Annotated in this window: 19 protein-coding genes and 2 tRNA genes; 17 read left to right on the top strand and 4 right to left on the bottom strand. The window is 31.6% G+C overall.

Annotation, left to right across the window (positions count from 1 at the left end):
• Nucleotides 1-470 precede the first annotated feature (470 nt).
• The 4 genes from BSF42_RS14280 to rseP form a co-directional block, all read right to left on the bottom strand.
• The gene (locus BSF42_RS14280) at nt 471-764 is read right to left on the bottom strand and encodes a GIY-YIG nuclease family protein (protein ID WP_095953752.1); all 294 of its coding nucleotides are present in this window, start codon (nt 762-764) and stop codon (nt 471-473) included.
• Between the two features lie 52 nt (nt 765-816).
• Nucleotides 817-890: transfer RNA gene (locus BSF42_RS14275), tRNA-Asn, on the bottom strand.
• Between the two features lie 38 nt (nt 891-928).
• Nucleotides 929-1002 (bottom strand) — tRNA-Asn (locus tag BSF42_RS14270).
• 83 nt (nt 1003-1085) lie between these two features.
• Nucleotides 1086-2429 (bottom strand): RIP metalloprotease RseP, encoded by a 1344-nt coding sequence (gene rseP / locus BSF42_RS14265; RefSeq protein ID WP_095953751.1) that lies wholly within the window; start codon nt 2427-2429, stop codon nt 1086-1088.
• 373 nt (nt 2430-2802) lie between these two features.
• Between rseP and BSF42_RS14260 the strand changes: the two genes are divergently transcribed.
• The 17 genes from BSF42_RS14260 (at nt 2803) to BSF42_RS14200 (ending at nt 18976) form a co-directional block, all read left to right on the top strand.
• Nucleotides 2803-3087 carry a hypothetical protein gene (locus tag BSF42_RS14260; protein ID WP_095953809.1) on the top strand — a complete coding sequence of 95 codons (285 nt, stop codon included), beginning with the start codon at nt 2803-2805 and terminating at the stop codon, nt 3085-3087.
• Nucleotides 3088-3147: 60 nt separating this feature from the next.
• The gene (locus tag BSF42_RS22345; RefSeq protein WP_253251068.1) at nt 3148-3285 is read left to right on the top strand and encodes a class IIb bacteriocin, lactobin A/cerein 7B family; all 138 of its coding nucleotides are present in this window, start codon (nt 3148-3150) and stop codon (nt 3283-3285) included.
• Nucleotides 3286-3348: 63 nt separating this feature from the next.
• Nucleotides 3349-4254, top strand: coding sequence for a hypothetical protein (locus BSF42_RS14255; protein ID WP_141248457.1), 906 nt, complete (start codon nt 3349-3351; stop codon nt 4252-4254).
• Entirely contained in the window at nt 4241-4873 is a 633-nt protein-coding gene (locus tag BSF42_RS14250) for an ABC transporter ATP-binding protein (RefSeq protein ID WP_095953749.1), read from the top strand. Before BSF42_RS14255 ends, BSF42_RS14250 begins: the two co-directional genes overlap by 14 nt.
• 130 nt (nt 4874-5003) lie before the next feature.
• Entirely contained in the window at nt 5004-5174 is a 171-nt protein-coding gene (locus tag BSF42_RS22340) for a class IIb bacteriocin, lactobin A/cerein 7B family (protein WP_253251067.1), read from the top strand.
• Nucleotides 5175-5672: 498 nt separating this feature from the next.
• On the top strand, nt 5673-5867 hold the full coding sequence (locus tag BSF42_RS14245) for a hypothetical protein (RefSeq protein WP_095953748.1): 195 nt from the start codon (nt 5673-5675) through the stop codon (nt 5865-5867).
• Nucleotides 5848-6282, top strand: coding sequence for a DUF3267 domain-containing protein (locus BSF42_RS14240; RefSeq protein ID WP_095953747.1), 435 nt, complete (start codon nt 5848-5850; stop codon nt 6280-6282). The genes BSF42_RS14245 and BSF42_RS14240 overlap by 20 nt, the downstream gene beginning before the upstream one ends.
• Before the next feature lie 148 nt (nt 6283-6430).
• Nucleotides 6431-6568: a hypothetical protein gene (locus tag BSF42_RS22460; RefSeq protein ID WP_172426693.1), complete on the top strand. Its 138-nt coding sequence runs from the start codon at nt 6431-6433 to the stop codon at nt 6566-6568.
• A gap of 138 nt (nt 6569-6706) precedes the next feature.
• Entirely contained in the window at nt 6707-7843 is a 1137-nt protein-coding gene (locus tag BSF42_RS14235; RefSeq protein ID WP_095953746.1) for an HlyD family secretion protein, read from the top strand.
• Between the two features lie 7 nt (nt 7844-7850).
• Complete coding sequence (locus tag BSF42_RS14230; RefSeq protein WP_095953745.1) at nt 7851-10001, top strand: peptidase domain-containing ABC transporter; 2151 nt, start codon at nt 7851-7853, stop codon at nt 9999-10001.
• A gap of 158 nt (nt 10002-10159) precedes the next feature.
• Nucleotides 10160-10288 carry a bacteriocin gene (locus tag BSF42_RS14225; RefSeq protein WP_095953808.1) on the top strand — a complete coding sequence of 43 codons (129 nt, stop codon included), beginning with the start codon at nt 10160-10162 and terminating at the stop codon, nt 10286-10288.
• Between the two features lie 10 nt (nt 10289-10298).
• On the top strand, nt 10299-10433 hold the full coding sequence (locus BSF42_RS22765) for a hypothetical protein (RefSeq protein ID WP_256385379.1): 135 nt from the start codon (nt 10299-10301) through the stop codon (nt 10431-10433).
• Between the two features lie 101 nt (nt 10434-10534).
• Entirely contained in the window at nt 10535-11779 is a 1245-nt protein-coding gene (locus BSF42_RS14220) for a hypothetical protein (protein ID WP_095953744.1), read from the top strand.
• A 116-nt stretch (nt 11780-11895) separates the two neighbouring features.
• The gene (locus BSF42_RS14215) at nt 11896-12966 is read left to right on the top strand and encodes an NADH:flavin oxidoreductase/NADH oxidase (protein ID WP_095953743.1); all 1071 of its coding nucleotides are present in this window, start codon (nt 11896-11898) and stop codon (nt 12964-12966) included.
• 169 nt (nt 12967-13135) lie between these two features.
• A complete protein-coding gene (locus BSF42_RS14210) occupies nt 13136-14179 on the top strand; it encodes a Gfo/Idh/MocA family oxidoreductase (RefSeq protein ID WP_095953742.1) in 1044 nt (347 codons plus the stop codon).
• A gap of 542 nt (nt 14180-14721) precedes the next feature.
• The gene (locus BSF42_RS14205; protein WP_095953741.1) at nt 14722-15942 is read left to right on the top strand and encodes an MFS transporter; all 1221 of its coding nucleotides are present in this window, start codon (nt 14722-14724) and stop codon (nt 15940-15942) included.
• Nucleotides 15943-16153: 211 nt separating this feature from the next.
• The gene (locus BSF42_RS14200; RefSeq protein WP_095953740.1) at nt 16154-18976 is read left to right on the top strand and encodes a carboxypeptidase-like regulatory domain-containing protein; all 2823 of its coding nucleotides are present in this window, start codon (nt 16154-16156) and stop codon (nt 18974-18976) included.

Here is an 18976-nt window from a genome sequence, read left to right as displayed (position 1 = left end):
TGTGTGATTTCTCCCTTCGGTCGAAATGACAAGAATACAGATGTTTTATGTGTATTTTTTAAATCCTGATAACATTTATCTAATTTGTACGCAAATATATTCGTAAACCAATTTCCCGTGGTTGAAACCACGGGCTATATTTGAATTTGAAATTTAAAAGATAACGTTTTACAGAAAGATATAAAATGAAGTTCCATTTTTCTAGATCTTGTTTATCATCTCGAGGGACGAGAGATCACAATTGTTTGTCAGCAAAGATTGGTGATTTAGATTTTGGAGTTTCTTGTGTGATTTCTCCCTTCGGTCGAAATGACAAGATTGGAGGCTTTTGCGGTTAAATAATATTGGAATTTGGAATTTTTTAAACTTTGAAATTTTTCCAAAAAAAAAAAGACGATCAATTTGATCGTCTTTTTTTTAAGCTCCCCCTCTTGGGCTCGAACCAACCCCGAAAGCTTTCGGGGCTCTGATTAACATTCGACTTTATATTTTATCAGAAGTTTATCGATTATTTCCGGATACTTAATTAAATTTTCAATATATGTTTTGCTCTTCATGTTTTTAATATGTTTCTCTATTGAAAGCGCCTGAGTTTTATTATCACATTTAAAGCTAAGGAACAAAGTCCAGTCCTTTGCATTTGCTGTAAATTTGTTTGAAGGCGAATTCTTGTGGAATTCTAACCTTACGTCAAAATCACTCGTATAGCCAATATAATAACGATTAAGTTTTTTGGAATGCAGAATATAAACAATATTATTCATGGTATTGAGACAAAAAAAATACCACTTACATCTGTAAGTGGTATTTATTAAGCTCCCCCTCTTGGGCTCGAACCAAGGACCCTCTGATTAACAGTCAGATGCTCTAACCAACTGAGCTAAGGAGGAATCACCTTAAAGGTAAATATGTTTGCTAAAAAAAGTTGCTCCCCCTCTTGGGCTCGAACCAAGGACCCTCTGATTAACAGTCAGATGCTCTAACCAACTGAGCTAAGGAGGAAGTTGTTGCTCTTTTTAGCGAGTGCAAATATAAAACTATTTTTAGTTTCTCAAAAACATTTTCACTCTTTTTTTGACTTTTTTTTACTTGCCTACAATGGCTTTGTAAATGTCGTTACCATTAGCAAATAGTAGTAGTGAAATAAGTAAAACAAAACCAACCATTTGCGCATTCTCTAGGAATTTATCGCTCGGTTTTTTACCGCTAATCATTTCGTACAATAAAAACATTACGTGTCCACCATCAAGTGCTGGTATTGGCAATAAATTCATAACTCCAAGCATAATTGACAACAAAGCAGTGATTGACCAGAATACTTCCCAGCTCCAAGAAGTAGGGAAAATATTGAAAATTGCTGCAAAACCACCAACTTGTTTGTATGCTTTAGTTTCTGGATTAAAAATCATTTTCAATTGTTTTCCGTAACCTACTAACTGATCTTTACCTTTTTCAAGACCAACCGGAATAGATTCGAAGAAACCATATTTTTTCGTACTGATCTTATAATATCCTAATTTCTCCAATGATTTCATATCTAAACCACCAGAAACAACACCTAATTTTCCATCGTTAGTAACTTTTAAAGTAATTGGAGTTTCTTTCAAATCACGTAAAACAACAGCAGGAATTTGTTTTCCTTTGTTAGTTTCTAAAACCGCTTTTGCTTCATCAAAATATTTAATTTTTTGTCCGTTAAGAGAAAGAATTAAATCTTTTGGTTTTAAATTTTGGTTTGGAGAATCTTCAGCCACTTGACTAATTGCAAAAGGTCTGCGAATATCAATAAGTAGCCCTTTTTCTGTTTTAGAAAGTTGGTCAACAAAATCTGTTGGCATAGTAATTGTTTGTCGTTGCCCATTTCTTTCTATCAAGACGTGTTTTGCCATGATCACATTCATGTTCATGTCGCTGTTGTAGTTTTCGACTAATTTTTCATCAATAGAAATAATTTTATCACCGGTTTTAAAACCAGCTTTAATCATTGCAGGATTTTCAATCAGAACACCATCTTTTAAGTCAGCATTTGCAATATATTTATCTCCATAAGCGAAAGCCATCCCTATATATATAATAAAAGCCAATATAAAATTTACGGTAACACCACCAAGCATAATAATTAAACGCTGCCAAGCTGGTTTAGTGCGAAATTCCCAAGGCTGAGGAGCTTGAGCCATTTGCTCTTTGTCCATACTTTCGTCAATCATTCCAGAAATTTTTACATAACCTCCAAGCGGCAACCACCCGATACCATATTCTGTTTCTCCGATTTTCTTTTTGAAAAGTGAATATTTAACATCAAAAAATAAGTAAAACTTTTCGACTCTTGTTTTAAACAATTTTGCAGGGATAAAATGCCCTAATTCATGAAGAATAATAAGTAAAGATAAACTCAATAGAAATTGAGAGAGTTTGATAACTATATCCATTTTTTGTTTTTAATTCGTATTTAACGCACAAAAGTAGCGTTTTCTATTTTAATATAAGAGTGCAAGATAGTGTTTAAGGTTTTAAATGTTTGTTAATAATTACATTAGTTTTTATTAAACAAAAAGTAAATCTCACTTATTGTATTAGTGCTTCATTGTGTGAAAATGTTACAAAATGTCCTATTCTGATATTTTTAAAACTTATTGAGGAGGTCTTTTTAAGATTTCAATTCTAATTTCATTTTTCAAGCTTAAAAGATTATTCTTAAATAGTTAACAAAACTATTTTGAATTTCTTAAAGACTTTTTTGTTTTATTAATTTTTTACAGTGAGAATATGAATTTTATTAGACAAATTGAAAGAATCAAAAAAATGCATAAGTTAATTTGCGGAGAAAAAACAGGCTCTCCTTTAACATTTGCCAAAAGGTTATGTTTGAGCCGAAGCCAGTTTTATAACGAGCTAGATCTTATAAAAGAACTCGATGCGCCAGTAAAATATTGTAAAAAGAGGGAGACCTTTTATTATGAAACTTCATTTGAATTAATATTAAATTTCTCTTTAAAAACTATTAAAGATGATGAATCTAAAGAAATTTTTGGAGGTTCTCACTTCCGTCCAATTTTATTAGACGGAACTCTGATAAGTTTGCTATAACGAAAACGTTCTCCAGAAAATGATTTTGTTGAATTTTATTAACCTTTAATATTTAAAATTATGGAATTAGAATTAATTAAATTAGAAGATTTAAATTTGGTAGAGCTTAATGTTCAGGAAACACAGGAAATTGAGGGTGGAATTATTCCATTAATAATTGCAGTTTCTTTATTATGGGGAACGCATAATGCGTATTAATTTATTAAAAACTTTAAGGAGCGAATTTACTATATAAGTAACTCGCTCCTTTTATAATAAAATATGATACAACTAATTCAAACTTTGGTGTTAATTCGTCTAAGAAAATTTCTTCCTCCCATGGACAAATTAACTTTGATATTATTTCTTTGCGGTTATTTATTATTTTTTTTCTGTTTGAATAAAAAATTTAATGTCTTAAGAAATTATTCACTTCTCTTTTCCTTAGATATTTTTTTTTATCATGTTAACAGGAAAGATATTGAACTATTAAAACTAAATAAGAAATGGAAGTTAGTATTATATGGAGAATATTTTGTTTATAGTTTTCCTTATTTGGTTTTGTTTTTTATGAATAAAGAATATTTATTTATTATAATATATCTTTTTTTAATAGCGGCTTACATTATTGCTGTTCCGGAATTTTACGGAAAAACAATCAAATATCCGTTTAAACTGTTTGATCCTTTTTGGAATATTTGTTGGCGCAAAAACAAATTAATTTTGTTTCTTCCTCTAACTATTTTTCTTGTGGTTGTTGGAGATTTATACAATAACGAAAATCTTATTATAGCTTCATTTTTTGTTGCTTCATTTTTGAGTGCATTACCTTCTTTTCAAAGAGAAGCTTACGAAAACATAAAGATGAGTTATTATTCAGGGAAGGGTTATCTTAATAAGCAATTCAAAACGGCAATCACAAATTCCCTAATAACAACTGTACCCTTAATTATTGCACTGATGGTATTTCAAAAATGGGAATTTCTCTGTTTTATACCTTTAATTTTTGCTATTCCAATACTCAATATCATATTCAAATATTCCTATTTCAACAATCAATTTTTACATCAAATTATGCTTGCCGTTTTTTTGGTTATGCTTCCGTTGGGAATATCTGTTGTTATTATTCCATTTTTGTATCTAAAATCAGTTAAAACTATTAAAGCGATTCAGAATGTTTCAAATTGACATAAAAAATAAATCTTATAGAAATAAAACAGTTTTAGAAAACATTTCGATTTCTATATCCGAAAACGGTATTTATGGAGTTGTAGGAAAAAATGGAGAAGGAAAAACTACAATATTTAGGTGCATAATGGGTTTAACTTCTTTTATTGGTTCTATTGCTCATGAAGCAGAAAATTCTTTTCATGGAAAAATAGCATGGTGTCCTACTGAACCCGTAATTTATGATGAATTGACGGCAAAAGAATTTGCCTTTTTTTACCAGGAATTATTAAATATTAAGAATAGTGATTTTCAAATGTTTGATGTTCCTCAGGATAAACTCATCAAAACTTTTTCGACAGGAATGAAAAAGAAAGCTTACATGAATGCTGTTTTTCAGAAAGAGTATAGCATCTATATTTTTGACGAACCTTTTAATGGACTTGATTTAGAGTCTAATTATGTACTGATGAATTATATCAGACAATTATCAAAAAAAAGTATTGTTTTTATTTCGTCTCATATTCTGGAAACTCTTTATAAAGATTGTGATAGTATATTTTTAATAAAAAATTCTAAAATACAGGAGTTTGGAAAATTTCAATATTCTATGATCGAAGAGGAGCTGTTCTTAAAATAATTTTCAAAAAAAAGATGATTTATACTTCCGTCCAATTTTATTAGACGGAACTCTGATAAGTTTGCTACAACGAAAACGTTCTCGAGAAAATGATTTTGTTGAATTTTATTAACCTTTAATATTTAAAATTATGCAATTAGAATTAGTGAATTTAGACGATTTAAATTTGGCAGAGCTTAATGCTCAAGAAATTAAAGAAGTAGAAGGGGGTTGGATTGTTCCTGTTTTAAGAGGATTGGCATATTTAGGTCTCATGGCAGTAGCTTATCATGATGCGAATTGTGAACAATGTAATAAATAATAATAAAGTTATCCTTGCCACAACTCTAATTGTGACAAGGATATAATCTTGTTCAGTAAGTCAACTAATCTAAATTTATATAATGAAACAAATTAGAATTATACTTTATGTGATTACCCTATTATATGTCGTAGCTGTATTTTTTTTTCATGTCAATTTTGAGCAAAAGAAAATAATTCTATTTATCCTGATCGCAGGCTTAATCATTTTTGATTTGATTATTCCAAATGTTAAAAAATATTTTAACAAAGTGAAGTAGATCTTTTAATTTAAGTATTGAATGAATAATAGAATCAAACGAATTAAGGGTGTCTGTAGATATGAAGAGCTGGTGTGCTCGGTTTCCTTTGCAAAAAAAAGTTTATAATTGTTTTTATAGTCCAAAGTATGAATTTAGATAATATTTTTGAATCTTATTTATACCACTATTCAATGAAGATAATAGCTTTAATTGTAAAATGAAGACTATTTGTGATATTAATTTTATTAATACAGCCTATGAAAAATCAATTAATGAGTGTTTCATTTGATAAAAATGAAATTTTGGCATATAATAAAAATGAAATAAATTTTAATCAAATCAATCAGACTGTTGAAACAGAATTAGTATCAATTGAAAAAATTAAAATTTCACAGGAGTTGTTAGAAATTAGAAATTGTAAAATAATAGAAAATGAAAGAAATCTCTATTGATTCTAAAAAAGTTCAAATTTTGGGAATGCTAATAAGTGTTCCGATTGTTTTGCTTTTCCTATTTGTTTTTTATTTAACATGGAATGAGATTTTTGCAGCGAATATGAAAGTAGTAAAGCAAACATTACAGTTTTTTGATAATAAAAAACTAAATGTACTTTTAATTTTATTGGTTCCTAATTTAATTATTTGCGTAGGTATACTTGTGCATGAAATTATACATGGGATTTTTATGGCGCTTTTTTCAAAAAAAGGATGGCAATCGGTAAAATTTGGTTTCATTAAGAAATATGTAATGCCTTTTGCAAATTGTATAGAACCGTTAGAATCCAAGAAGATGTTAGTTGTTGCACTTGCGCCATTTTTATTCTGGGATTATTGCCTTCAATCTATGGATTTCTTTATAATAATTTGACTTTTTTATTTATAGGCTTTTCCATGACTTTAGGTGCGGTTGGAGATTTTATCTATACTTATTTAATATTCAAAGTAGGTTTAAATCATAAATTATTAGATCATAACAGCAAAGTTGGTTTTATGATCATAGATTAAAATGAAATAAAGTGATCGAGCAAGAAAGAAGAATATCTATTCACCAAGGAAGTAAAGAAGAAGCAATTGTTTTGAAAATGTTATTGGAAAGTTTTTCAATTCAAGTTTTTGAAGATGCATCACTAATGTCTGTTTTTAATCCATGGTGAGTTTTAGTTGGAGATATAAATGCTATAAAACTAAAAGTAGCCGAAGAAGATTATGAAAAAGCAAAGGCAATAATTGATAACTACAATTCTGGAAAATACCATATTTAATTTATTGACAAGCACCTCAAATTAATTGATATGCAGTTTAGCTCAGACCCTATAAACACTCTCGAAAATCTTATTGCAAAAAACAAAACAAAAAGCTTTTCAATTTATTTGATAATTCTTCTTGCTGTTATCAATATTTTGGGATTATTGCCAGTAATTAAATTAGATATAAGCAGTCAGAGCCGTGGTATAATTCGTAGTAAAACAGATAATGTCCCAGTTTCAACAATTGTAAGTGGAAGAATAAATGAGATAGTTCTAAAAAATAATGCGTTTGTAAAAAAAGGAGATACACTTTTAAAAATTTCCAAAGAAAATCTGGAAAGCGATAAAAGAACACATGATACTTTGTCGAACTCTGTTTCTTTATTAATGAATGATATTTCAAATCTTTTACAAAATAAAACATCGCATTTGAGGACGAGTACAGCAAGAGAAGATTTTTTGAGATTTCAATCTGGAAGAAATGAACTGCAAAGTAAAATAGCACAAGCTCAAATAAATTATGACCGAAATAAGATTTTGTACGATAAAGATATTATTGCCAAGGCAGATTTCGAAAAAATTGATTATGAACTACGTTTGGCAAGGCACGAATTGCAAACTTTTGTAAGCCAGCAAAAATCAAATTGGGAAAATCAAAGGAGAGATTTAGATGATCGTTTAAAAGACTTAAATGGTACCGTTGCTAAAATAAACGTGGAATCAAATAATTATGTGGTCTTAGCACCCATTTCAGGTACAATAGAAAACTATTCGGGTATTCAAAAAGGTTCATTTATAAATGCTTCGCAGTCTCTTGCAACCATTTCTTCGGCAGACCATCTTATTATAGAAAGTAATGTTTCGCCAAACGATATTGGTCTGATAAAGAAAAACCAAAAAGTAAAATTTCAGTTAGACGCTTTCAATTACAATCAGTGGGGTTTATTAGAAGGAAGAGTAATTGATATTGACCACAATATAACCATGCAGGGCGAACAGGCTTTTTTTAAAGTACGATGTTCTTTAGATTCACAGACCTTACAATTAAAATCGGGTTATAAAACAAAAGTTTCAAAAGGCATGACCTTAACCACAAGATATATAATTACCCGCAGAAGTTTATTCGAATTGTTATTTGATAAAATTGATGATTGGCTAAACCCAAAACAAATATCAAATTAGAGAATAAATGGCATCAATTAAAATAAAACAACATGATATTAAAGATTGTGGTGTTGCTTGTCTGGCGTCTATTGGAAACCATTTTAAAGTTAATCTGCCTATAGCGAGAATACGTCAGTATGCCAACACAGACAAGCGAGGAACGAATGTTCTTGGAATAATTGAAGCTGCTGACAAAATGGGATTTACTGCTAAAGGGGTGAAAGGAGGTTTAGATTCTTTAGATAAAATTCCTCTTCCTGCTATTGCACATATTATTACAAAAGAACAACTGCTTCATTATGTCGTTATTTACAAAGTTGAAAAATCAACGATTACAGTTATGGATCCAGGCTTTGGTAAGATGGAAAAGTATGCTATTGAGGAGTTTCAAAAAACATGGTCAGGTGTTCTCATTCTTTTTGCACCAAATGATGATTTTAAAACATTAAATGAAAAAACGTCACCTATAAAACGGTTTTGGAATTTAATTAAACCTCACAAAACTATTTTACTTCAGGCTTTAGTTGGAGCTGTTTTATTTACAGTTTTAGGATTGGCAATGTCTATTTATATCCAAAAAATAACAGATTATGTTTTGGTCGATGGGAATAGAAATCTGCTTAATTTATTAAGTGTTTCTATGATCGCAATTATTCTTCTTCAAGTGTATATTGGGGCGAAGAAGAGTGTTTTTGTGATGAAAACAGGCCAGTTAATTGATGCTAAATTAATCTTAGGTTATTATAAACATTTGCTTCATCTGCCTCAACGATTTTTTGATACCATGCAGATTGGAGAAATCACATCAAGAATAAATGACGCTGTAAAGATTCGATCTTTTATAAATGAAACCGCAATCGAAATGATTGTAAATGTTTTTATTGTTGTCTTTTCATTTTCATTAATGTTTACTTATTATTGGAAATTGGCTTTGGTCATTATTCTGGTTATTCCGTTTTATGTTTTTGTTTATTTTCTGCTAAATAAATTCAACAAAAAGGTTGAAAGAAACATAATGGAGAATGCAGCAGAATTACAAACACAATTAGTTGAAAGCATTACGCATGTTAGAACTGTTAAAGAATTTGGGATTGAAGAGTTTTCAAATTTAAAAACCGAAAACAAATTTGTAAAACTATTATTCATAACATATAAATCTGGTCTAAATGGCATTTTTGCCACAACATCGACACAGTTTTTGGCATCTGTATTTACTGTAATCTTAATGTGGATTGGTTCAGGTTATGTAATCGACAGATCAATTACTCCTGGAGAATTGTTTTCCTTTTATGCCTTGATCGGTTATTTTACTTCGCCTGTTGCATCCTTGATTAATATGAATAAAACAGCGCAAAATGCTTTAATTGCAGCAGACAGGCTTTTTGAAATCATGGATTTAGAAAGAGAGGAAACAGAAAACAAGATTGAATTGACAAAAGAAAATATGGGAGATATAAAATTTGAAAATGTTTCTTTTCGGTATGGGTCTCGAGTGGAAGTTTTTAAAAATTTTAATGCCATATTCAAGAAAAACCAAACCACAGCTATTGTTGGTGAAAGCGGTAGCGGAAAAACAACTTTAATTTCGCTTTTGCAAAATCTTTACCCAATAAAAGAAGGTAAAATTAATATTGGAGATTTTGATCTTCGACATGTCCATTATAAGAGTTTAAGGAAAATTGTTGGTGTTATTCCCCAACAGCTTAATTTGTTTTCTGGAAACATTATAGAAAATATTGCTTTAGGAGATTCATTTCCCAATATCCAAAGAGTTTTGGATTTGTCCAAACAATTAGGAATTACAGATTTTGTAGAAAAACTGCCAAATGGTTTTGAAACACAAATTGGTGAAAATGGAGCAATGCTTTCTGGAGGGCAAAAGCAAAGAATAGCAATTGCTAGGGCGTTGTATAAAAATCCTGAAATTTTATTAATGGATGAAGCAACGGCGTCATTAGATACAAACTCAGAAAAAATTGTGAAAGATGTAATTGATAATTTTAAATTACAAGGAAAAACAATAATTGTCATTGCACATCGCTTAAGCACAATAGCCAACGCTGATACTATATTGGTAATGAAAAATGGTTCTATTGTGGAGTCAGGTAATCATTTTGATTTGTTGGATCAAAAATCGGAGTATTATAATTTATGGAATAAGCAGAATTTGATTTGAAGTAGTTCTTGAATAAGAGATTATTAAAATAAAATTCAGCTTAAAACTTCCGTCCAAGTTTATTGGACGGAAGTCTAATAAGTTTGCTATAACAAAATACTTCTCGAGAAATGATTTTTTGTTGGAATTTATTAATTAACCATTTAAATTTTAAAGTTATGAATTTAGAAGAATTGAATTTGGTTGAGTTAAAAGCTCATGAAATGGAAGAAATTGAAGCGGGTTTTTTATTAGAACTTATCGCGGGAATTCTTGTAGGAGCAATTGCGTATTTACTAACAACTTAAAAAAAGTGTTATGATAGACTTTGATAAAATAGGTGTTGTGGAAATGTCAAAAAAGCAACAAAAGGAAGTTTCAGGAGGATTTATGTGGGGATTATTCTTTTTAATAGCCTTAGGAACAAGGATGCTTTTAGATGCCTTAGATTAATCTTTTGAATGTTCAAATTTAAAAAAAAACTATCCAGCTTTAATTTATAGATAGATTTTATTAATGTGGGATAGTTTTAAATTTTTTATTTAAGAATCATCATGAAATATACTTTTAGTATCATTATTTTTTTTATAGCGACTGTAAATAAGGCTCAATCCAAATATTATAATTATAATCTTTATGATGGAAAGGACTATTTTTTCACAATGTCTCAAAGTGATGATCTTATGTTAAATTCTATTCGATATATTGGTGACGAGATTACCAATTCATCGTTAACAAAAAAAGATGAGAAAATATATTCAACCAGTTTGCTGATATTTACTTCTTTAATCGGACAAGCGATTACCCATGAAGCTGGGCATCAGTCAGTACTTTCAGAACTTGGAATAGGAAGTGTTAACAAACCCTTTTTAGACAAAAATTTCGTTGCTAAAGTGACAGGAGTTAGTAATGAAACGTTAATTAACCTGAGAGATAATTCCTTACCAAATTATATTAGATTGCATACGGCAGGGTTGGAGTCGGATTATGCTTATTTAAGAAAATCTGATATGTATTTTAATTTTAGTGAAGAAAGTTACAAAGTTCTTTATCCAGATTATTTAATGAGAAAATTAGGGACTCAATTGTATTATTTTACTTCTTTTTATAATTCAACTTCAAGAATTAAAGAAGCAGATTGTAAAGAACTTGATCTAGATGTTGTTGGAAATGATATCTATGGAATGATACGTCATTTACATAGGCCTGCAATGGAGTTTTACCGCTATACTGAAAGAAAGGATTTAACTTTTGAAGAAAAATCGTACGCGAAGAGAATCGGATATATTTCATTCATTAATTTTTTAAATCCTAATATTTGGAAGCTAGGAAATTATAGATTGTCAAAAGATGTAATTGGAAACTTTTCGATTAATTATTCTTTAGCTCCATTTGGATATTTTACAGAACAAAATGCATATTTACAAATTAAGGATAAATTCAAATTCAATCCTTATTTCCGCCAATATTTCAACAAAAGCCATACTTTTTTTGCAGGAGGACTTGCCTTACATAATTATACTTTTTATGATGAAAGGTATATATTGAATTCTTCTCTAGATTTTTGGCAACAACCGAAAAATTTGGAATTTAGAACAAAAGAAAGAGAATTTGGAGTTGGTTTAAAATCTGAATTTGCTATGAGATTTTCAAAAGCTAAAGATGAAAAGAAACCAACAGCTTATTTTAATATGGGAATGTCATATAAAACAAATGGTTTTATTCCTGAAGCACCTTCACTTTTAGAAGATTTTCAAATTCATTTGGGAATTATTCTATCTATAAAAAACCGAAATTAAATGTTTGTTAATTAATAAACATTTCGATTTCTCGTTTTAACAAGATACTGTAACTTTACTTTTTGAACACTGCCTTATTCAATGGGCAGTAAAAAATCACTAAAAGTTACACGTATATGGCAACGAAATTATTTTCTCCGCTTACTATAAAAAATATCACTCTAAAAAATAGAATTGTCATTTCTCCAATGTGCCAGTATTCTTCCGAAGATGGTTTTGCAAACGATTGGCATCTCGTTCATCTAGGAAGTAGAGCAACAGGCGGCGCGGGATTAATTATTCAGGAAGCAACAGCTGTTTCTCCGGAAGCCAGAATTTCTCCTTCTGATCTTGGGATTTGGAAAGATGAACATATCGAAAAGCTAAAACAAATCACTAAATTTATTGTTTCTCAAAATTCAATTCCCGGAATTCAACTGGCGCATGCTGGACGAAAAGCAAGTGTTTCGGCTCCCTGGCTCGGAAATAAAAAGTTAGATTTCGCTCAAGGCGGATGGCAGACAGTTTCTGCAAGTGCGATTCCGTATCACGATAACGAACCATTTCTTCCAGAAGCATTGGATAAAAACGGAATCCAAAAAGTGATTGCGGATTTTAAAGCAGCAACAAAAAGAGTGGTTGAGGCAGGATATCAGGTTCTAGAAATTCATGGAGCACACGGATATTTGCTGCATCAGTTTTTATCTCCATTAACAAATGTAAGAACAGATGAATACGGAGGAAGTTTTGAAAACCGAATTCGTTTTACACTTGAAATTGTAGAAGCAGTTCAAACCGAGTGGCCGTCAGATCTGCCTTTGTTCGTTAGAATCTCAGCAACTGACTGGGCAGAAAACGGATGGAATCCAGAAGAATCTGTAGAGCTTTCGAAAATCCTAAAAGAAAAAGGAGTAGATTTAATAGATGTCTCTTCAGGCGGATTGGTTTCACATCAAAAAATTACACTTGGTCCAGGATATCAAGTTCCTTTTGCAGAAAAAGTAAAAAAAGAAGCCAATATTTCAACTGGCGCCGTAGGTTTAATTACAGAAGCTAAACAAGCAGAAGAAATTTTAAGTAAAGGTCAAGCCGATTTAATTTTATTCGCCAGAGAATCATTAAGAAACCCGAATTTACCTTTGGATTTCGCTAAACTATTAGACAGCGATATTCAATGGCCAAAACAATACGAAAGAGCTAAGATTTAAAAATTTAGCCACAGATTACAAAGTTAAAATGATTTTCTATTGCCGCTAATTGCACAAATTTTCATAAATCGATGCGTTTAAAAACTTAAATAAATTAGTGGAAATTAGTGCAATTCGTGGCAAACAAAAAAAAACCTTTTAATCTGTGACAAAAAAAAAACAGAGCAACATGCAAAAAATAAAAACAGCATTATTATCATACGGAATGTCGGGAAAAGTTTTTCACGCTCCGTTTTTAGATATTCACCAAGGATTTGAATTATTGGGTTCTTGGGAAAGAAGCAAAAAATTAATTCAGGAAGACTATCCATACGTTAAAAGTTATGCGTCTATAGACGAATTATTAAGCGATGATGTTGATCTCGTAATCGTAAACACACCAGTTGGAACGCATTACGAATATGCTAAAAAAGTACTTTTGGCAGGTAAACATGCTGTTGTCGAAAAAGCTTTTACTACAACAGTTGCCGAGGCAAAAGAATTGGCAGCAATCGCAAAAGAAAAAGGATTAAAATTAGCCGTTTTTCAAAATAGAAGATGGGACAGCGATTTTAAAACCATTAAGAAAGTTATTGACGATGGTCTTTTGGGCGATTTGATTGAAGCAGAATTTCATTTTGACCGATATAATCCGTTGTTGAGTCCAAAAGCACATAAAGAAACGGCAAATGACGGCGCGGGAGTTCTAAAAGATTTGGGACCGCATTTAATAGATCAGGCAGTAAGTTTGTTTGGTTGTCCAAAATCTGTATTTGGCGATATTCGAGTAACCAGAGAAAATTCTGTTGTAGACGACTGGATCGATTTGACCTTGTTTTATTCTAATTTCAGAGTAAGATTAAAAGCAGGTTTTTTTGTGCGAGAAGCCAATCCAGCGTATACGATTCACGGAAAAAAAGGCTCTTTTTTAAAACCGCGAGGCGATGTTCAGGAAGACGATTTGAAAATTGGTAAAAAGCCAAATCTGGAAACTTGGGGAACTGAAGATGAAAACCTACAGGGACTATTACATACCGAAATTGACGGTAAAATAGTAAGAGAAAAAATCCCGACACTTCAAGGTAATTATTTCAGTTTTTTTGATGGCGTTTACGATTCGATTGCCAACAATCAAAAAGAGCCAGTTACAGCAGATGATGGTGTAAAAGTAATGCAGGTTATAGAAGCCGCCATTGCGAGTAATGCACAGCAAAAGGTGATAAGTATAGGATAAGATATTTGGTAAGAATGTTTCATTGGCAGATAATAATTTCCAGACACATTTACCTTCTGTAGGAACATAAAATAATAAAACATCGATAATTTTCTACCGATGAAAAATATTAATACTGACAAGAAACAAAAAAAAGGCTGGCTCAAAAAGTTAGAGGCAGCCTTTTCTTTTCAATTTAAAATTAGAGCTCCAGAGGAGTGAAATATTTATAGCCAATAAAATTCTCCGACGTAAAAAAGCTCTAGAAGAGCGATATGTTTTTTGTATTTCGTAGCATTTATATTTCGCCTCGCTGAGGTTTTTTTTATATCCGAAGATGGAATAGTCTATAAACATTTTGCCCCTATGGAATCATTTATATAAAAAATGGGAATTATATTTTTACTAAAGCTGAAAAGTTGTAATTTTAATAAGAAGATTTCAACTGAAAACTTTCGAATTTATAAACAATAACGTTGTAAATTGTGTGTAACACTAGGTTATATGCACATTAACACGCGTTTTTAGTATTTTTGAAAGATCTCATTCATTAAAAATTAAATATGCTGATAAATTTTAATCCATTAGCTCTTTTTCAGACCAAAGGTAAAATCAAGAAAGTATTTAGAGAAGCAAAAGCGTCTTATTTAAATCGAATTCGTTTTGCCGTTGGAATGTTTTATTTCGGAATGGGTTTAAGTTTTGCCACATGGGCGAGCAGGATTCCAGATATTAAAACGGCCTTACATTTAACCGAAGGCGATTTAGGTTCTATACTTTTTGCGCTTCCAGTTGGGCAGTTAATTATTATGCCCTTTTCGGGGAAAATGGTAACCAAATTCGGGAGCCATCGTATTTTAATTTTCTCTTTAATAATGTACGTTTTCTGCTTAGTTAATTTAGGCTTAGCAACAACAGCATTGCAATTATCCCTCGGTTTATTTTTGTTTGGATTATTTGGAAATCTAGCCAATATTGCAGTAAATACACAAGGCGTTTACACGGAAGTTTTGTTCAAAAAAACAATTATGTCTGCATTTCACGGAATGTGGAGTTTTGCTGGATTTACAGGAGCATTAGTTGGTTTAGGAATGCTTGCCTTAAAATTAAATCCGTTGCATCATTTTTTAATTGTGGGCGGAATCGTTTTACTTATGGTCGCTTTTAATTTTAAATTTTTGGTCAGAGCCAAAGAAAAAGTAAAAGCAAAACCAGAAGGTAAAAAAATGTTTGTAAAACCAGATACAGCATTACTTTGGCTGGGTGTAATCGGATTTTGCAGTATGGCCAGCGAAGGAGTTATGTTCGATTGGAGCGGTGTTTATTTTAAAGATATTGTAAAAGCGCCTGGAGCATTGGTGGTTTTAGGCTACACTTCGTTTATGATTATGATGGCCGGCGGACGATTTCTTGGCGATGGATTAATCAATAAATTTGGTCGCGAGCGTGTTATGCAGATTAGCGGAGTAATGATCTCGGCGGGACTTTTCACAGCAGTTTTTCTTCCTTATATAATTCCGTGCACCATTGCTTTTATGTTTGTTGGTTTGGGCGTTGCCACTATCGTTCCAACCGTTTATAGTATTGCAGGGAAAAATCCAACTGTACCAGCTGGAGAAGCCTTAACGATTGTTTCGAGTGTGAGTTTCTTAGGTTTCTTAATGGGGCCTCCGGTAATTGGACACATTGCACAGAGTTTTGGACTTCAATTTTCTTTTGCCTTCATCGGAATTTTTGGTGTTTTAATTGCCTTCATGGTTTCTAAAATTAGAACAACAATTTAATTCAACTGCCTTTTAGAAATAATTACTTTACGTCTGCTTTTCATTAAATCAAAATAAATTTGAGAGAATTTACTTATATTTAAATATTTTGTCTATTTTTGAATTTAAAGACTAACCGCTTAAAATTTAATTGTCTTTTTCCAAAAACCAATTTTATCTTTTGAATAAAGGATTGATTTCCGAAATAATTTTAAAAGTAAATTGGATTTGAATGGTAAAGAAGTACTTAACGTTTTTTATTTTAATGTCTTTTGGTTTTGCGTTTCCACAGCAGCAAGAAATAACGGTTTCAGGAATTGTTATTGATGCTCGAACGCAAAATCCGTTGGAAAATGTTGTTGCGACCATACAGAATACAGCTGTAATGCAGCTCACATCAAAAGCAGGGAAATTTGAACTTCATATATTTCCGCAAAAAGAGCAGTTACTTTTACTGAGAAGCCAAGGATACAAAGATTACCTTTTAAAAATCCAATCTTCATTAAAAGAAAACATTAATCTAGGAGTACTCCAACTAGAAGATACTTATTCAGATGAGGCTCCTGCGGCGTTAATCACATTGTCAGACAATGATTTTTCAGATGATAATAGTTCATCTGAAATGACTTCTGGCCTTTTGCAATCTTCTAGAGATGCTTTTATGCAGGCGGCCGCATTTAATTGGGGTCAGGCCCGATTTAGGATTCGCGGTTTAGACAGTGAAAACGGAACGATGATGCTTAACGGAATGACGATGAACAAAATCTACGACGGAAGACCGCAGTGGAACAATTGGGGCGGATTAAATAATGTACTTCGTAATCAGGAATTTTCAGTTGGAACGGCTGCTTCAAATTATACTTTTGGAGGCGTTTTAGGAACACAGCAGATTTTTACACGAGCTTCTTTATACAGAAAAGGAACTTCACTCACATTTTCAGGAAGTAATACAACCTATACTTGGCGCGCCATCGGGACTTATGCATCTGGAATGAATGCTTCTGGCTGGGCTTATGTGGTTTCAGCAGGAAAAAGGTGGGCAGATCAAGGTTATTTTGAAGGAACAAATTTTAACGCAGATTCTTTTTTTATTAGTGTTGAAAAGAAATTAAACAATAAAAATTCGCTCAATTTTACTGGATTTTACACGCCAAATTCTCGTGGGAAAAACTCTCCAAATACAAATGAAGTAACCAGTTTAATGGGCGAAAAATACAATTCGTACTGGGGATTTCAGAATGGAAAAAAGCGAAATGCAAGAATAAAAAATGTAGAAGAGCCATTGTTGATGTTGAATCATTATTTTAAAATTGATGACAAAACAAGTCTGAATTCGAGTGTAATGTATCAATTTGGAAAAGTGGGTAACAGTACGATCGATTATCAAAATGCAGACAGCCCAGATCCTGTTTATTACAAAAAAATGCCAAGTTATTTTAGTTCACTGTATGCGAAAGATCATGGTGAATTTTCAGGTGAATTTACTCCAGATTATGAAAATGCAGAAAACAGCAGGATAAATCTACTGGAGAATCCGCAATTAGATTGGAACGCGATGTATATGGCCAATCAAAAAATAAGTCAAAATGGATATGAACCAGCGCAAAGCCATTATATAGTATATGAAGACAGAACAGATGACAAAACTTTTGCTGTAAATTCAAATTTAAATAAACAGATTACTGCGAACATTTTTTTTGACGGAGGAGTGACATATCGGAATTTGAAATCACATAATTTTCAATATTTGCTAGATCTTTTAGGAGGGAAATATTTCGAAGATATTGATCCGTTTTACAAAGGAAATCTCGCTCAGTCTGACTTGCAGCATCCGAATCGACAAGTAAAAGAAGGAGATATTTATGGTTATAATTATAATTTTCTAGCCAATACAATTGATGCTTTTACGCAGTTTAGATTCTCTTATAATAAAACCGAATTTTATTTGGCACAATCGTACTCAATGTCCAATTATCAACGCGAAGGATTGTATCAAAACGGAATTTACGCCACGACTTCTTTAGGAAAAAGTGAAAAAGTAAGTTTTGAAAATTTCGGTTTCAAAGGCGGATTTACCTATAAAATATCGGGTAAACAATCGTTGTTTTTTAATGGTGCCCATTTAACAAGAGCACCCTCGCTTCGGAACACATTTTCAAATTCACGCTTAAATAATGCTGTAGTAAATGGAATTGAAAGTGAAAACATAAGCAGTGCCGAAGCCAGCTACGTTTTTCGTTCGCCTAAACTAAAACTGCGATTAACAGCTTATTATACTTTGATTAAAAATAGTTCTAAAACGTCCTTTTTTTATGCCGAAGGAATTTTTGATAATGGCGCTGGTTATGATGCGACAGACGCTTTTGTGAGTCAGACTTTAACGCAGTTAGACAAGAAAAATACAGGAGCAGAATTAAGTTTTGAATATCAAATTTCTCAAACATTAAAAACCACTTTCTCTGCCGCTTACGGCAATTACACCTACAACAGCAATCCAAATGTATTAATTACAAATGATGCAAACGCAGCAAAAGATGGTGCGCAGACTACATTTGATTTTGGTTCGGCTTATCTTAAAAATTACAAACAAGCTGGAATGCCTCAAAATGCTTTTTCATTAGGATTAGAATATAGAGATCCGAAATTTTGGTGGATTGGCGCTAATATCAATTATTTGACTGATAATTATATTGATGTTTCGCCTATTTCAAGAACATCACAATTCTACATCAATCCTGCAAATGGATTTCCTTTTCCTGAAGCAACATCTGAAAGAGGAAATGAATTATTAAAACAAGAAAAATTTGATCCTGCTGCCTTATTGAATATTAGTGGCGGAAAATCTTGGCGAATTAAAAAGAAATATGTCGGACTTTTTGCCAGCGTGAATAATGCCTTGGGGCTTTTATATAAAACAGGCGGTTTTGAACAAGCTCGAAATGCCAATTTTAGAGCTTTAAATCAAGATATTTCCAGCGGAACACCATCATTTGGACCAAAATATTATTACGGTTACGGAAGAACTTATTTTTTAAACCTCACAATTGGTTTGTAA

The sequence above is a fragment of the Flavobacterium sp. ACN6 genome, assembly GCF_002304005.1.
Classification (GTDB): Bacteria; Bacteroidota; Bacteroidia; order Flavobacteriales; family Flavobacteriaceae; genus Flavobacterium.
This window is presented reverse-complemented; position numbering and strand designations above follow the sequence as displayed.

Bases quoted from the DNA above. Each gene is read 5' to 3' on its own strand.
- BSF42_RS14280 (WP_095953752.1), bottom strand. From the start codon at position 764: ATGAATAATATTGTTTATATTCTGCATTCCAAAAAACTTAATCGTTAT.
- rseP (WP_095953751.1), bottom strand. From the start codon at position 2,429: ATGGATATAGTTATCAAACTCTCTCAATTTCTATTGAGTTTATCTTTA.
- BSF42_RS14260 (WP_095953809.1), top strand. From the start codon at position 2,803: ATGCATAAGTTAATTTGCGGAGAAAAAACAGGCTCTCCTTTAACATTT.
- BSF42_RS22345 (WP_253251068.1), top strand. From the start codon at position 3,148: ATGGAATTAGAATTAATTAAATTAGAAGATTTAAATTTGGTAGAGCTT.
- BSF42_RS14255 (WP_141248457.1), top strand. From the start codon at position 3,349: ATGATACAACTAATTCAAACTTTGGTGTTAATTCGTCTAAGAAAATTT.
- BSF42_RS14250 (WP_095953749.1), top strand. From the start codon at position 4,241: ATGTTTCAAATTGACATAAAAAATAAATCTTATAGAAATAAAACAGTT.
- BSF42_RS22340 (WP_253251067.1), top strand. From the start codon at position 5,004: ATGCAATTAGAATTAGTGAATTTAGACGATTTAAATTTGGCAGAGCTT.
- BSF42_RS14245 (WP_095953748.1), top strand. From the start codon at position 5,673: ATGAAAAATCAATTAATGAGTGTTTCATTTGATAAAAATGAAATTTTG.
- BSF42_RS14240 (WP_095953747.1), top strand. From the start codon at position 5,848: ATGAAAGAAATCTCTATTGATTCTAAAAAAGTTCAAATTTTGGGAATG.
- BSF42_RS14235 (WP_095953746.1), top strand. From the start codon at position 6,707: ATGCAGTTTAGCTCAGACCCTATAAACACTCTCGAAAATCTTATTGCA.
- BSF42_RS14230 (WP_095953745.1), top strand. From the start codon at position 7,851: ATGGCATCAATTAAAATAAAACAACATGATATTAAAGATTGTGGTGTT.
- BSF42_RS14225 (WP_095953808.1), top strand. From the start codon at position 10,160: ATGAATTTAGAAGAATTGAATTTGGTTGAGTTAAAAGCTCATGAAATG.
- BSF42_RS22765 (WP_256385379.1), top strand. From the start codon at position 10,299: ATGATAGACTTTGATAAAATAGGTGTTGTGGAAATGTCAAAAAAGCAA.
- BSF42_RS14220 (WP_095953744.1), top strand. From the start codon at position 10,535: ATGAAATATACTTTTAGTATCATTATTTTTTTTATAGCGACTGTAAAT.
- BSF42_RS14215 (WP_095953743.1), top strand. From the start codon at position 11,896: ATGGCAACGAAATTATTTTCTCCGCTTACTATAAAAAATATCACTCTA.
- BSF42_RS14210 (WP_095953742.1), top strand. From the start codon at position 13,136: ATGCAAAAAATAAAAACAGCATTATTATCATACGGAATGTCGGGAAAA.
- BSF42_RS14205 (WP_095953741.1), top strand. From the start codon at position 14,722: ATGCTGATAAATTTTAATCCATTAGCTCTTTTTCAGACCAAAGGTAAA.
- BSF42_RS14200 (WP_095953740.1), top strand. From the start codon at position 16,154: ATGGTAAAGAAGTACTTAACGTTTTTTATTTTAATGTCTTTTGGTTTT.